The organism is Paenibacillus sp. FSL F4-0243 (genome assembly GCF_037963295.1).
GTDB lineage: Bacteria > Bacillota > Bacilli > Paenibacillales > Paenibacillaceae > Paenibacillus_AQ.
Genome location: NZ_CP150151.1, coordinates 2,691,540 through 2,705,224 on the forward strand (window position 1 = coordinate 2,691,540; position 13,685 = coordinate 2,705,224).

Below are 13,685 nucleotides of genomic sequence, written 5' to 3' on the forward strand. Positions count from 1 at the left end.
CAGCAATCACCTTTTAAAATACTTAAATTTGTAACATTAATGGGTCTATATAGCCCGATCGAGTCATGTCGCTTAGATGAGACGGTGATATTGTTAAGCATAAGATGTGCAGGAGGGGACGGCAACGTATAAACAAATAAAGTATATGATCCTGTTATTGCCAACGCTAATGGTGGGGATCTGGGAGATTGTGCGTCACCAGTTTCTAATGCCTTATATTTCTATGGATTTGGGGAACTATTTGACGCCAGTCCTGGTGTTTTTAGTCAGTCTTGTGTTGCTCGTCCCTTTGTTCTCTCTTATGGAACGGAATCAGCGGGAGCTGGAGCAGGAACGTGCGCTTAAAGATGCAATGAAGGCTCGGGAAGGACTTGCCAAAGAACTGCATGATGGAATGGCGCAATCTTTATTTCTCTTATCTGTCAAAATCGACCGGCTAGAAGCAAGCCGCAAGACTGGTGAGGTCAGTGAGGAAAATGTGGATCAAATCAAAAAGACGGTCCATGAGGTGAACCGTTATGTGCGGCAGGCCATTGCCAATCTGAAGATTCCGGTCTCAGAGCAGAGTTCTTTTTCATTGGAACAGTCGGTAAAAGATCAGCTAGCCCAGATGGCGAACGAGATTATGATCGAAGCCTCTCTCGAATGGAGCCTGCAAGATGATGCGCTCTCCCCTTCGGAAAAATCAGAATTGTTATCCTGTATTCGCGAAGCGATCATTAATGTTCGTAAGCATACACGAGCTGGACTGGTTTCAATTACTGGCGCTGGCGATGAGAAGAACTGGAGGGTAGTTGTTACAGACAATGGAGAAGGATTTCAGTATGATCCATTTGAAGTGAGTGGCAGCTACGGACTTCAGATCATGAAGGAACGTGTCGAGGGGATGGGCTGGAAGCTTAGGCTGACTTCTGGTGACACAGGCACCCAGGTTGAAATTACGAAAGGGGAAGTCAGTCCATGAGCCGATACCGGGTTTTAGTTGTAGATGACCATGCGCATGCACGTGAGGCGATGTGCGAGATTTTGTCCATGGATGATAGTTTTGAGGTCATTGGAGTAGTGGAGAGTGGTGCTGAAGCGATCGCTTTCACAGCCCAGTGGATGCCTGATCTCATCCTAATCGATATTCAGATGCCGGAAATGGACGGGCTGGAGACGACTCGCCGGATCAAGCAGGAATATCCTTATGTCAAAATCGTTATCGTTACCGTATCGGACGAAATTTCCCACCTCCTCGAAGCGCTAAAGCAAGGAGCACAGGGGTATTTGCTAAAGAATCTGGCACCTTCCACCTGGATTCAATATTTGCAGGCCATTGTTAATGAAGAAGCACCGCTTAGTCGGGAGCTGGCTTTTCAAATCTTGAAGGAGTTCACCGTACCCTCTGTAACGGATGAAGGGGAGTCGTTGACGGCTAGAGAGAAAGAAATTTTAAGCTGTGTATCTTCTGGATCAAAAAACAAGGAGATTGCAGTGAGCTTGGGGATTTCGGAGCATACCGTAAAAAACCATTTGAAGAACATCCTCCAAAAGCTGCAACTCCAAAACCGAACGCAGCTGACGCGTTATGCCTTGGAGCAAGGGCTTGCTTCGCGTAAACGAGATTTTTCGAAAGATGTATAGCAGGAAGTTAAGGACGAAGATATATAATTATTGATGAGAAGAGGCTAACTATGAACAGATTATCTCGCAAAATAATGACGTTATTCGCACCAGCTGCAGCAACACTGTTATTGTTCGCAGCAGTGGCTAGCGCGCACGTAACCGTGGCACCAGCACAATCTAGCACGGGGGCATGGGAGACTTATACATTAAAGGTTCCTTCGGAAAAAGACGTGGCAACTGTACAAGTTGATCTACGAGTTCCAGCAGGTGCCGAGTTTAAACAATATGAGGCTACACCCGGATGGGATGTTACCATTGAGGGGAATAAGGTTAGCTGGATAGCTAATGGTGAGGGCATTCAGAAGGGGCAATTCCAACGCTTCTACTTTACGGCCAAGAACCCTGATGCCGCTGGCGACATTGCATGGGATGCTTATCAGCACTATGCCGATGGAAGCTTGGTTCAATGGTCCGGTGAGGCTGGAACAGAGAATCCGCATTCCATTACTACAATTGTACAAGCTTCCGGTGGGGATGAACATTCTCACGGTTCCAATGTCAAGAGCGATTCCATGAGCATGGAAGAGCATAATGCTATTATGAAAGATGAGGAAAAATCAAACAGTGTCAATCCAATGGTCTACATCGCAGTCGGGATATCTTTACTTGCCTTTTTAATAGCGGCTATAAGTATATTGCGCGGGCGGAAAGAGTAAGCGGAGATCGTTGGATTCCGTGATCTGAGTTGGATACTTTGATAAGAGAAAAGTTTGAATTTATAACTGTGAACAGTCTCGAGTGAAGTTTGAGACTGTTCACGGTTTTTTTGTGGAAATTTGGCAATATGATCTTTAGGACATGAAAGAAGCCCCAGCCGATAAACGACGGGAGCTTCTTTTATGTTTTTTTGTTGTGAATTACTTTTACTTGGCTACAGCCGTTTCCGCTTATAGAAGGTCACAAAGACTGCAGTCAGCAGTAAGAGAAGTATCGCGACCCCAGTAGTGATGGCTTCACTCGTGCTGCCTTTTTGCTGCATAGCGCCAGCACCGCCGCCAAAGTTACCACCCATGCCACCAGGCATACCGCCACCCATTCCGCCACCGCCAGGGCCATTTCCACCTTCAGGGATAGCTGGTCCACCCATGGCACCCGGTGCACCGCCAGGCCCTCCAGTGAATCCACCTTGAGCGGCTTGCCCATCGGTATTGGTCTGCGCACCCTGAGCGGCTTGCCCGTCGGTGTTGGTTTGACCACCTTGAGCAGCTTGCCCGCCAGCTGTTGCTTGCGTGTTACTGCCGGGACCCGCGCCGGCATCAGGGATAGCCGGTCCGCCCATGGCACCGGGCTCACCGCCTGCGCCGCCCTGAGGAGCCTGCCCATCCGTGGCAGCTTGCCCGCTTTCGGCGTTCGGTGCAGCACCACCCGCGCTCTGATCCGCCCCCGCGCCAGTCTGCCCGTTACCCGCGCCGTTCGCGCCTTCTCCAGCACCAGCGCCATTCCTAGCACCACCTCCAAAGCCGCCGCCGCCCATGCCACCACCCATACCGCTTCCCGATCCGTCACCGGAGGAAGGGATGGTTCCGTCGAGCTGCTGCTGGATATTTTTAGCCATGTTCGACATGAAGGTCTTAACAGACTTAATCCCTTCTTCATATTGCTCGAAGGTGTAGAAAGCAGAAGGATCTGCTTTGACATAGCTGGAAATCATCATGTCCAGCTGATCCATTCTAGTTTGAAACGTATCATCCGCTAGATAGCCATTAATCATTTCGCTGACGATCTCGTGATATTTCGCTTTGTATTCGTCGTTAGCAAGTAGCTTCGCAATCAGAGGACGTTCAGCCAGCGTGCCTTGTGTAGGCTCGTCAATCAGTACGTCTGCGCTGCCCATGCCGCCAAAAGCCATATTATAATCCCACGGCAGGATCGAGAAGACGCCTTCGTCTTCATATAAGTAATAATTTTGTTTATTACCACCTAAATAACTGTCCATATTTGCCGTGACCGCATTTAGAGCGATATACTTCAGCGATTCCTCTACGTCGATGTATTTTTCATAATCGGTGCCGTTATTAAGCTCATTCAGCATATCGATCAGAATTTCATCGTTAGATTTATCCGACTTCATTACTAATCCGGTATAGAGGGAAGGGTCGTCACCAAGCCAAGTCAAGTCACTGCCCTGACCGGTCATTTCCCCTTTATAAAGTGCGCCGTAAGAGTTCCCGAAATTGCGTTCCAAATATGCGTCGCCGATCTGTTCCACCGCGAGGTAGAAGCCCTTCAGTTCATCGTTGACGTATACATTAACGAAGGAATATTTCGGCGTCGGGAGTCCGACACTCTCAGCGAGCTCATAGGTCAGAAATTCACGCATATAAGAAGCATCGCTGTAATTGTTATTCAGGTTGATCTTATTGATGCCGAATAAGTTCTGGTTCACATATTCATCAAAAGAAATTTTAAAGCTGTACCGATCAGAGTCTGTCATCTGTACTACACTTCTGAGACTAAGATTTCCTTTGGTCCGCACGGCAACGTTATCGAATTTAACGCCGTTGTACTCAACCGATGCGGTTTTATATTCTTCCGCGCTGGCATTATCCAGCATATCCTGAAAATCATCCGGGTCCAAAGTGATTTTGACATCGACGACCTTATCTTTTGGAAAGACCTGCTCGTCTAGATTTTTCTCGTCGCTCGAGACTACCTTATCCTTAGAATCTGTTGCAGTTTCGTTTGTTGCCGATGGACTTGCGTTCTGGCACCCAGCTACAGCGATGACCAGCAGCAGGCAACAAAGACTCAGCAGGATAGATTTACCTCTTGCTTTCATCTGGGGCACCGCCTTTCATCTTATTATGTTTAGGATACATAGTCACCGCTGTAGCTAATCAGAAGTGCATTTTTTACACCTTTAAGGTCGGAAACTGTGTTGACAAAGCCACCTACTTTATCATCCAGACGAAGCTCTAGTGTTAATTCGATATTGTTTGCAGATACTGTTTTTTGCTTCACGTTGTAGCGTTTCACGGATTTGGTGATATGGTTGTGGACTTCATGTTCACTCTCATCGCTATCACAGTTAATGACCAGCAAATATGGTGTTTCGATAGAAGAATGCTTGATGAAGAGGAACAGAATTAGACCGATTATGATTGAACCCACAATAGCCAAAGTGAAGAAGCCTGCGCCAGTTACAATCCCTGCGACTGCTGCCCAGAATAAGAAGATCAGATCAGTTGGATCTTTGATCGGCGTTCTGAAACGAACGATGGACAATGCGCCGACCATACCGAGGGACAGAACCAGGTTAGAGTTGATAGCGATAATGACAGTGGCTGTAATCATGGTCATGCCCATTAGCGAGACGTTGAAGCTTTTGGAGTATAACACTCCGCTAAATACACGTTTATAGAGCAGATAAATAAAGTATCCGATCAGAAAAGCCACACCTAACGTGATTAGCATTTTCGAGATGCTTATATCGGAGACAAAGTTGTCTATCACCGAGTTTTTAATGATATCTGAAAAAGTATTTGTGGTTGTATCTGTTGTTGCGGTTGCTGCCATTGTTGCTAGTGATGCATTCATAATCAATAATCCTCCCAAGTGTTGGTTTTTAAGAATTTGCGGCAGATCACATATTTTGAAGCGGACTGTCTGTTCAGCCCCTCTAACTGCAGCGCAATCTTAATGTATTCCGGAATGTACTCATCGAATTTCACTTCAAAAATAATAAAGTTCTCATCAATCGCCCGAATCGGATGCAAATCCTTATCAAAAATATCCGTCGAATGCAGACCGGTACGTAATTCTTTATCGAACGTGATCCGCACGTTGCCGTTGTGGCAAACATAGGGCTCGCGAACATAATCCACGATGACCTTCGGCCGAAGAAGGTTATGGCGCATCTGATTGTATAATTCCATGAACAGTGGACTGTCCGGGACATTCAGGACCTCATAGTTACCTGCCATGATCTCGTCGTACATTTGACGGGTCAGCGGCTCTTTAATTTTGGCGATATAATCGTCCATTTTGATTTTTTTCTCAAAGTGAATGATGTTGTCTTGAATGTTGTAGATTCGAATACGATATTTGGCGCGTTCTCTGAGACCTCCGAGTTTGTCGGCAAGCGCCGAGTTGTTGATGTCGTCAAAATACAAACTGCGGATATGATATTCGCCACTTTCATTGGCATGCTGGTCTGTATCAATCAAACTCTGTAATCGTTGGCGTAATACAAGGTATTGATGATAGTTAATGAAGAATTTTAGTTCATGCCGGAATTGAAGCTTGTTACTCATTTTCCCACCTCGTTTCTATCTCTATCTCTGTCGTTGGCTAACCTTGTTGCACAACTAATTCTAGGAGACAGACCTTATGCTTAACTTAAAATAGACTGAATGTTAGCTGAATGTTTTACACTGCGTTAACAAAAGTATAGATCTATAGATTTGACTTCTGACTTTCTGGAAGGCTATCTTAGTTAGAAGACTAGAGAGAAAAATGAAGGAGGAGCCGTGATGAAAGACTATAAATTCGCCATCATCCTAGGGATAGTAGTGATTGTTCTGATCTTGGTGGCTGTTGGGATGGAGTGGTCCAAATCCGGGAGCTCCAAGAAATCATCAGCCCCGTATGATCTTGTTACCACCTTTAAGGGAGATGCGGGAACGAGTCGTGCGTTTACTTGGTATACTAGCGATTCCAATGCCGCAGGAGTTCTGGAGTTAGTAAAGGGACAGATGTCCTCCTTTGTAGAATCGGATGTACTAAGGGTAGAAGCAAATAGTAGCGCCATCAAAACGGACCATGGTCCCAGAGGTGTTCACAAAGCGGAGGTTACAGGACTTCAACCTGGGACGTTATATTCTTACAGAGTGGGCAGCGGGCTTGAGGGAGGATGGAGTTCAGTTGCGGAATTTACCACGGAAGAGGTTGGACTAGATAGTGTTACGTTTATCAACGTCGCGGATTCTCAAGGGGAGAGGGCGGATGATTTTAAACTGTGGGGGAAGACATTGAGCAAGGCCTTTCAGACCTTTCCAGAGGCCAAGTTTATTGTGCATAATGGTGACTTAACGGAGGATCCGGAGGATTCGGCGGGCTGGGATCAATTTTTTGGTAACGTGCAAGGCTTGCTTTCGGGGACACCATTAATGCCTGTTACGGGAAATCATGATCAGGTTGATGACGATGCGACGGACTTTACTTCTCATTTCAACCTGCCAGATAACGGGGCAAAAGGTTCTATTGCGGGCACCTCGTATTCCTTCGATTACGGTCCTGTACATGTGTCTGTATTGAATACGGAGAGCAATTTGAAAAAGCAAGCTGAGTGGCTGAAGCAAGATTTGAAGAGCACGGATAAGGAATGGAAGATTGTTGCGATGCACCGTCCGGCTTACGGGGGCAATTCATATAAGAAGGTTGAAGATTGGACGGATATTTTTGATGCATATGAGGTCGATCTGGTGCTGCAGGGGCATAATCATGAGTACTCCAGATCCTACCCTTTGCGGGCTGGAAAAATCGTTCCTGAAGGTGAGAATCCGGTAGGTGCTAAAAAAGGTACGGTATATGTGGTGACCAATGCATCTGGTGGGAAGTTTAATGAGAAAAAAGAGGATCAGTTCTATCATGCGGTGCATTTTCAAAACTACAAGCAAATGTTCGCAGGGATTAGTGTTACCAAGGATAGTTTGACTTATCAGGCTTATGATGTGGATGGTAAGATGCTGGATGAATTTGTGCTTACGCATTAACCAGTAGTAGCTTTCTTCACCGTTAGGGTGGAGAGGGCTTTTTTGGGATTCTTCTGGATTTTTGATTTGACACTCCTCTTAGGGGAGGCATTTATGCTTGTGAAATGTAATCTAAGGTGTGAAAATGGTACGATTTTTAGAGACAAACTTCATGAAAATACAACCATTTTCTATCGATTATGAAAAACATTACCATTATAATGAAAGCGTTATCAGAAAAATTTAAATAGTCGAATTTAGGGGGGAGGGAAGAAGCAGGGATACAGAGTAGGAGGAAAGCAAAAGCAAACCAATAAAATTGTAGGAGGCGTAAAACGTGATTCGTAATCGTATCCGAAAAACTGGATTGTTAATCCTGCTTGGCGCGATGATAGGCTCTTTATTCTCTGCATTCCCAGCTACTACTCATGCGGCCGCAAGTGAACCTTACAATTGGAAGAGTGTTGTAACGGGAGCCGGCGGTGGTTTTGTACCCGGAATTATTTTTAATCAGTCCGAACCCAATTTAATTTATGCCAGAACAGATATCGGGGGTGCGTATCGATGGAATCAGGCTACCTCTAGTTGGACTTCGATTAGTGACTCCGTAGGCTGGGTCGATTGGAATAAGAATGGTGTAGATGCCCTTGCTACAGATCCTATTGATCCGAATAAAGTCTATATGGCAACAGGTACTTATACTAACTCCTGGGATAATAACGGTCAGATCATGCGCTCTAGTGACCGGGGAAACACCTGGCAAACCACTCCGCTGCCTTTTAAGGTAGGTGGCAATATGCCGGGCCGCTCTGCGGGTGAACGCCTCGTCATTGACCCGAATAAGAATAATATTTTATTCTTCGGAGCCAGAAGTGGCAATGGGCTCTGGAAAAGTACGGACTCCGGTGTTACTTGGTCGAAGGTAACCTCCTTTACGAATGTAGGAACATATATTCAGAATCCGACACTGGATTATGGAAATGATCTCGTTGGCTTATCCTGGATTACGTTCGATAAGAGCACAGGAACACTTGGCAATGCGACTCAAACGATATATGTAGGGGTTGCCGATACAGCAAGCAGCGTATATCGAAGTACAGATGGAGGCGTAACTTGGACAGCTCTGGCAGGACAACCTTCAGGCTACTTGCCACATCATGGCGTGCTTTCATCTACAGGCGATCTGTATATTACTTATAGCAATGGTGTAGGTCCTTATGACGGAAGTAAAGGTGAGGTTTGGAAATACAATAAAACAAGCGGTGCATGGACGAACATCAGTCCTTCAACCGGAACGGATAATTGGTATGGCTTCGGTGGTTTAGCTGTGGATGCACAGAATCCTAACACAGTTATGGTATCCAGTTTAAACGCTTGGTGGCCTGATGAAGTGATTTTCCGCAGTACTAACGGTGGTGCAACATGGAGCCGAATTTGGGACTGGGGCAATTATCCAGAACGAACTTATAAGTTCAGTATGGATATCACAGCAGCACCTTGGCTCGATCACGGAACGACTTCGACCTCTCTTGATCCTTCACCAAAACTGGGCTGGATGATGGGCGATCTGGAAATTGATCCTTTCAACTCTAACCGGATGATGTATGGGACGGGGGCCACCATTTATGGCTCGAACAATTTGACCTCATGGGATACCGGAGGCAAGGTGAATATCTCGGTTATGGCCAAGGGTGTGGAGGAAACGGCTGTGCTCGGACTGATAAGCCCGCCAACGGGAACCTCCCATTTGATCACTGCACTTGGTGACGTTTCTGGTTTCCGTCATGAGGATTTGTCGGTAGCTCCAACTAAATTCCAGACCAGTCCTTCATGGGCAACAACAATGAGTATCGACTATGCAGAGTTGAGTCCATCTTATATGGTACGGGTAGGCAGTGCAGATAAAGAGAAGACACCAAGTATGAAATCCATTGGTATCTCTAACGATGGTGGTGTGAACTGGTACATGCCAAATTCCGAACCGTCAAATGGCACCAAAACAACAGTAGGGCATGGACAAGTAGCTGTGTCTGCAAGTGGGAACTCTATTTTGTGGAGCACCTCGGATATTGGTGTGTACTACTCCAAAACAACAGGTAACTCTTGGACAGCAAGCGCCGGATTACCTGCAGGAGCAAAAGTAGCATCTGACCGAGTGAATGCTAACAAATTTTATGGTTTTTTTGCTGGGGTCTTCTATGTTAGTGTGGATGGCGGAGCTACATTTACTGCCACTTCAGCTTCAGGTTTCCCAACCAATAATGTAGCTGGATTACAGCCGAATGAAGCTCAGATCAGCATGAAAGCAGTACCAGGTATTGAAGGTGACATCTGGTTTGCAGGAGGAAATACGACTGAGAATAAGTATGGTTTGTGGCACTCCACGAACTCTGGTGCGAGCTTCACGAAGTTAACCAACGTACAAGAAGCTGATCTCATTGGTTATGGAAAGGCTGCGCCGGGTCAAACTTACATGGCATTATACACGGTAGCGAAGATTGATGGCGTGCGGGGTGTCTTCCGTTCCGATGATGTTGGCGCAACTTGGGTTCGTATTAATGACGATGCCCACCAATACGCCAAGATTAATATGGCGATTACTGGTGACCCAAGAATTTACGGACGTGTATATCTCGGAACGAATGGCCGAGGCACATTGTATGCTGATCCTGTCAATCTACCAGCTACAGGCTCAACCATTACTCCAACAACTGCAAGCTTTGATAAGAAAACAGCGAATCAGGCCGACGTCGCAGTAACCATGACGCTGAATGGAAACACGCTCAGCACAATCAAGAACGGAACGGCGACATTGGTTAGTGGTACAGATTACACGGTCAGTGGATCTACCGTCACCCTTAAGAAGGCGTATCTAGCGACGCAAGCGGTAGGAACGACCACGCTGACGTTCAGCTTTAGCGCAGGTGCGACGCAATCCTTAGCGGTTGCGGTAACGGATACGACAACACCAGTAACTAACTCCACGATAACCCCAACAATGGCAGGCTTTGATAAGAAAACTGCGAATCAAGCAGACGTAGCAGTAACTATGACGTTGAACGGAAATACGCTCAGCACGATCAAAAACGGAACAGCCACCCTCGTAGCAAGCACAGATTATACAGTGAGTGGATCTACAGTAACCCTTAAAAAGGCGTATCTAGCGACGCAAGCGGTAGGAACGACCACGCTGACGTTCAGCTTTAGCGCAGGAGCGACGCAATCCTTAACGGTTGCGGTAACGGATACGACAACACCAGTAACTAACTCCACGATAACCCCAACAATGGCAGGCTTTGATAAGAAAACTGCGAATCAAGCAGACGTAGCAGTAACTATGACGTTGAACGGAAATACGCTCAGCACGATCAAAAACGGAACAGCCACCCTCGTAGCAAGCACAGATTATACAGTGAGTGGTTCTACAGTAACGATCAAGAAAGAGTATCTGGCAACCCAAGCGTTGGGAAGCATTACGCTTACCTTTGAGTTTAGTGCAGGAACCACACAATCCTTGGTTGTCACGATTGCGGATACGACAGTAGCTCCTACTGCAGCATTGAAAGTACAGATGTATAATAGTTCATTGTCTGCTTCCGGAAATACGTTGAATCCAAAGTTTAAGCTGGTGAATACGAGCACAAGTGCTGTGACGCTCTCCGATGTGAAATTGAGATACTATTACACGATTGATGGAGAGAAGCCACAAAGCTTCTTCTGCGATTGGTCACAGGTGGGAGGTGCGAATGTAACAGGAACATTTATAAAATTGCCAACAGCTAAAGCGAATGCGGATTATTATCTAGAGGTTGGCTTCTCGAGTGCAGCGGGTTCACTTGCTGCGGGTGCGAGTATCGACATTCAGGTGCGTGTGTCTAAAGAGGATTGGACGAATTACACTCAAACCGGAGATTTTTCTTTTAATGCGGTGGATACTAATTATGTGGACTGGAGCAAAACACCAGCATACGTGTCAGGAAACTTGATTTGGGGTAGTGAACCTAACTAAAGACATCACCAATATTTATGCAATAGAGGCTGTCCTAGAAGTAGAAAATTCTACTTTTGGGGCAGCTTCTATCTTTATAAAATAGACCAAACGACGATCGTGTGAGCTAGAGAGGAATTAGGGAATAACTCCCTGAAAATAGCCGATTTTATCCTTAAATGAACTAAAACAGGGAATTCCTCCCTAAAAATCAGGGGAATTTCTTTATTTTCCAGCAAATCAGCTAAATTATAGGGAGGTTTTCCGTAATTACTATTTGGATGAGTAGATATATCAGAATTATAGGGAGAAATTCCCTAATTATTCTATCGGCGCTTCAATTGATATGCCATTTGTTTAGTTGTTACAACGTTTGTCCACTATCTACCGTAATGATCTGTCCGGTCATTGCTTCCTGTTCGAGTGTCGCGCAGACGAATTGAGCGATATCCTCAGTGGATGATAGACGCTGGAGCAGCAGATTAGGTGCTAATTTATGCATCTGTTCTTCTCGACCAGACCACCATCTAGTAGCAACAGCTCCCGGTGCGACACAGTTCACTCTAATAGTTGGAGCTAGCGCATGGGCTAGAGATTTCGTGAGGCCATGAACAGCAGCTTTGGAGACCGCATAAGGAAGGGAAGAGCCTAAGCCAGTTTGTCCGGCGATGCTGCCGAGATTGACGATGGTGCCTGAACCGCTCATGTTCATATATGGTGCAACTGCTCTGGCGCAGAAAAACATTCCTTTCACATTTACATCATAGAGTTCATCCCAGACTTCCTCCGTTGCTTTTTCCAGATCACCCAGCGCAATATGTTTAGTAATACTGGCGTTATTCACCAGCAGATCTAACGTCCCAAAATGCTGAATAATCGAAAGGACCATACTTCGCACTTCCTGATCCTTAGAAACATCGGCTTGTACTGCTATCGCTTGTCCACCTTGATTCATAATCGTATTCACGGTTTCATTAGCTTCCGCCTCGGATCTAGAATAGTTCACTGCAACAAGGGCTCCGCGTCGGGCTAATTCTAGACTTACAGCTCTGCCAATTCCAGTACCTCCACCAGTTACTAAGGCTACTTTATTGTTAAGATCCATCCTTATTCACTCCTTTGGTTGGCGTATGTTGTTGATATAGAGTATTCTATAGTGATTATTGGATTTCGTATAATTGAATTAATTGAAGGTTTGGTTCAATTTATTTGAATTATGTAGTGGAGGGCTCAGAAATGGATCTAAAAACAATAAAAACCTTTCAAACCATTGTGAGTTCAGGAAGCTTTAACCGTGCAGCAGAGGAATTGAATTATGCCCAATCCACGGTCACGATGCAAATGCAGAGGCTTGAATCCGACTTAGGATGTCAACTGCTTGAGCGGGGAAAAAAAATCAGCTTAAGTGAAGCTGGCAGATTTTTTTATGAAGAGAGCTTACATATTGTTAAGGATATGGAGCGGTTGCAGAGCCGTTTGGTCGATTTGAAGATAGGTGAGGCGGGCAACCTCCGCATAGGGGTAACGGATCCGACGGCGAGCTATCGTTTGCCGCAGCTGTTAAGCAGCTTTATGACGCAGTTTCCGAAAGTGAAAGTCTCCGTGGAGATCGCGGGAACCGCTGCACTCAGTGAGCTGCTTTTGCGAGGCGAAATTGATATGGCTGTATGTTCAGCACCAGAGCTGGGTAAGGAGCTTTATTTTGAACCCTTATTTACGGAGGAATTTGTGTTACTTATGCCAGAAGAGCATTCGCTAGCTTCCAAGGAGAATATCACGCCAGAGGATTTACAGGATCATCGGTTACTTATTACGGCAGCAAACTGTCCTTATCGCAAAAAATTAGAAAGTGTGCTACAGGAATCAGGTGGTGCACCGTTCGATACTATGGAGATTGGAAGCATGTCGGCTCTAAAATATTTTGTGGAAAGTGGCTTAGGCGTCGCTCTTGTCCCTGAGATAGTCTTGAATCCGGCCCCTGCAGGAACGGTAGTGCGAAAACTGGAGGGAAAGGTTATCGATATGACCTGCGGTATCCTATGTAAACTTTCGGATTATCCCTTGAAGCTGGCGAGCTCCAGATTGTATCATTTTTTAAAGCAGGAGCTATCCGCGACAAGGATATTTTGAATTTTAAACGAATTGTATGTATTAGGAAAAAAAGAGAGGGCGGTGCTTGATGTTTTTAAGGAGAAAATTCAGTTTCTGGTTTTCGATTATTAGTATCATCATCTGTCTGGGTGATTATTTGGGGATTGAGATCGCAAACATCATTCTTGTACGACTTAATCCAATTATAGATACGCTGATTTTCATGAAGCCCTTTGCAAACTGGA

Annotated in this window: 10 protein-coding genes; 6 read left to right on the top strand and 4 right to left on the bottom strand. The window is 45.7% G+C overall.

All coding sequences use genetic code 11. The annotated features are described in order from the left end of the window. Nucleotides 1–157: 157 nt before the first annotated feature. The 3 genes from NSS87_RS11735 to NSS87_RS11745 are packed head-to-tail and all read left to right on the top strand — an operon-like array spanning nucleotide 158 to nucleotide 2,324. Nucleotides 158–964 carry a histidine kinase gene (locus NSS87_RS11735; protein WP_339247253.1) on the top strand — a complete coding sequence of 269 codons (807 nt, stop codon included), beginning with the start codon at nucleotides 158–160 and terminating at the stop codon, nucleotides 962–964. After that, a complete protein-coding gene (locus tag NSS87_RS11740; RefSeq protein ID WP_042187189.1) occupies nucleotides 961–1,626 on the top strand; it encodes a response regulator transcription factor in 666 nt (221 codons plus the stop codon). The genes NSS87_RS11735 and NSS87_RS11740 overlap by 4 nt, the downstream gene beginning before the upstream one ends. Nucleotides 1,627–1,676: 50 nt before the next feature. Beyond that, nucleotides 1,677–2,324, top strand: a complete 648-nt coding sequence (locus NSS87_RS11745; protein ID WP_052404250.1) for a DUF1775 domain-containing protein — start codon at nucleotides 1,677–1,679, stop codon at nucleotides 2,322–2,324. Nucleotides 2,325–2,539: 215 nt separating this feature from the next. Here NSS87_RS11745 and NSS87_RS11750 read toward each other — a convergent pair whose 3' ends face one another. From NSS87_RS11750 to NSS87_RS11760, 3 genes are read right to left on the bottom strand one after another with little or no spacing between them, the layout of a single operon-like run. Next, entirely contained in the window at nucleotides 2,540–4,447 is a 1,908-nt protein-coding gene (locus NSS87_RS11750) for a CotH kinase family protein (RefSeq protein ID WP_339247256.1), read from the bottom strand. Between the two features lie 29 nt (nucleotides 4,448–4,476). Next, nucleotides 4,477–5,184: a DUF4956 domain-containing protein gene (locus NSS87_RS11755; RefSeq protein ID WP_339248529.1), complete on the bottom strand. Its 708-nt coding sequence runs from the start codon at nucleotides 5,182–5,184 to the stop codon at nucleotides 4,477–4,479. 23 nt (nucleotides 5,185–5,207) lie between these two features. Then, complete coding sequence (locus tag NSS87_RS11760) at nucleotides 5,208–5,921, bottom strand: polyphosphate polymerase domain-containing protein (RefSeq protein ID WP_076298420.1); 714 nt, start codon at nucleotides 5,919–5,921, stop codon at nucleotides 5,208–5,210. Between the two features lie 219 nt (nucleotides 5,922–6,140). Here NSS87_RS11760 and NSS87_RS11765 point away from each other — a divergent pair, with 219 nt between their 5' ends. Together NSS87_RS11765 and NSS87_RS11770 are read left to right on the top strand one after the other, a co-directional pair. Further along, nucleotides 6,141–7,382 (top strand): metallophosphoesterase family protein, encoded by a 1,242-nt coding sequence (locus NSS87_RS11765; protein WP_339247260.1) that lies wholly within the window; start codon nucleotides 6,141–6,143, stop codon nucleotides 7,380–7,382. A gap of 367 nt (nucleotides 7,383–7,749) precedes the next feature. Further along, complete coding sequence (locus NSS87_RS11770; RefSeq protein WP_339248531.1) at nucleotides 7,750–11,370, top strand: X2-like carbohydrate binding domain-containing protein; 3,621 nt, start codon at nucleotides 7,750–7,752, stop codon at nucleotides 11,368–11,370. A 343-nt stretch (nucleotides 11,371–11,713) separates the two neighbouring features. On the opposite strand, the gene NSS87_RS11775 is transcribed toward NSS87_RS11770, so the two are convergent. Next, on the bottom strand, nucleotides 11,714–12,454 hold the full coding sequence (locus tag NSS87_RS11775; protein WP_339247263.1) for an SDR family NAD(P)-dependent oxidoreductase: 741 nt from the start codon (nucleotides 12,452–12,454) through the stop codon (nucleotides 11,714–11,716). A 131-nt stretch (nucleotides 12,455–12,585) separates the two neighbouring features. Between NSS87_RS11775 and NSS87_RS11780 the strand changes: the two genes are divergently transcribed. Beyond that, entirely contained in the window at nucleotides 12,586–13,479 is an 894-nt protein-coding gene (locus NSS87_RS11780; RefSeq protein ID WP_339247265.1) for a LysR family transcriptional regulator, read from the top strand. Nucleotides 13,480–13,685 lie beyond the last annotated feature (206 nt).

Bases quoted from the DNA above. Each gene is read 5' to 3' on its own strand.
- NSS87_RS11740 (WP_042187189.1), top strand. From the start codon at position 961: ATGAGCCGATACCGGGTTTTAGTTGTAGATGACCATGCGCATGCACGT.
- NSS87_RS11745 (WP_052404250.1), top strand. From the start codon at position 1,677: ATGAACAGATTATCTCGCAAAATAATGACGTTATTCGCACCAGCTGCA.
- NSS87_RS11750 (WP_339247256.1), bottom strand. From the start codon at position 4,447: ATGAAAGCAAGAGGTAAATCTATCCTGCTGAGTCTTTGTTGCCTGCTG.
- NSS87_RS11755 (WP_339248529.1), bottom strand. From the start codon at position 5,184: ATGGCAGCAACCGCAACAACAGATACAACCACAAATACTTTTTCAGAT.
- NSS87_RS11760 (WP_076298420.1), bottom strand. From the start codon at position 5,921: ATGAGTAACAAGCTTCAATTCCGGCATGAACTAAAATTCTTCATTAAC.
- NSS87_RS11765 (WP_339247260.1), top strand. From the start codon at position 6,141: ATGAAAGACTATAAATTCGCCATCATCCTAGGGATAGTAGTGATTGTT.
- NSS87_RS11770 (WP_339248531.1), top strand. From the start codon at position 7,750: ATGATAGGCTCTTTATTCTCTGCATTCCCAGCTACTACTCATGCGGCC.
- NSS87_RS11775 (WP_339247263.1), bottom strand. From the start codon at position 12,454: ATGGATCTTAACAATAAAGTAGCCTTAGTAACTGGTGGAGGTACTGGA.
- NSS87_RS11780 (WP_339247265.1), top strand. From the start codon at position 12,586: ATGGATCTAAAAACAATAAAAACCTTTCAAACCATTGTGAGTTCAGGA.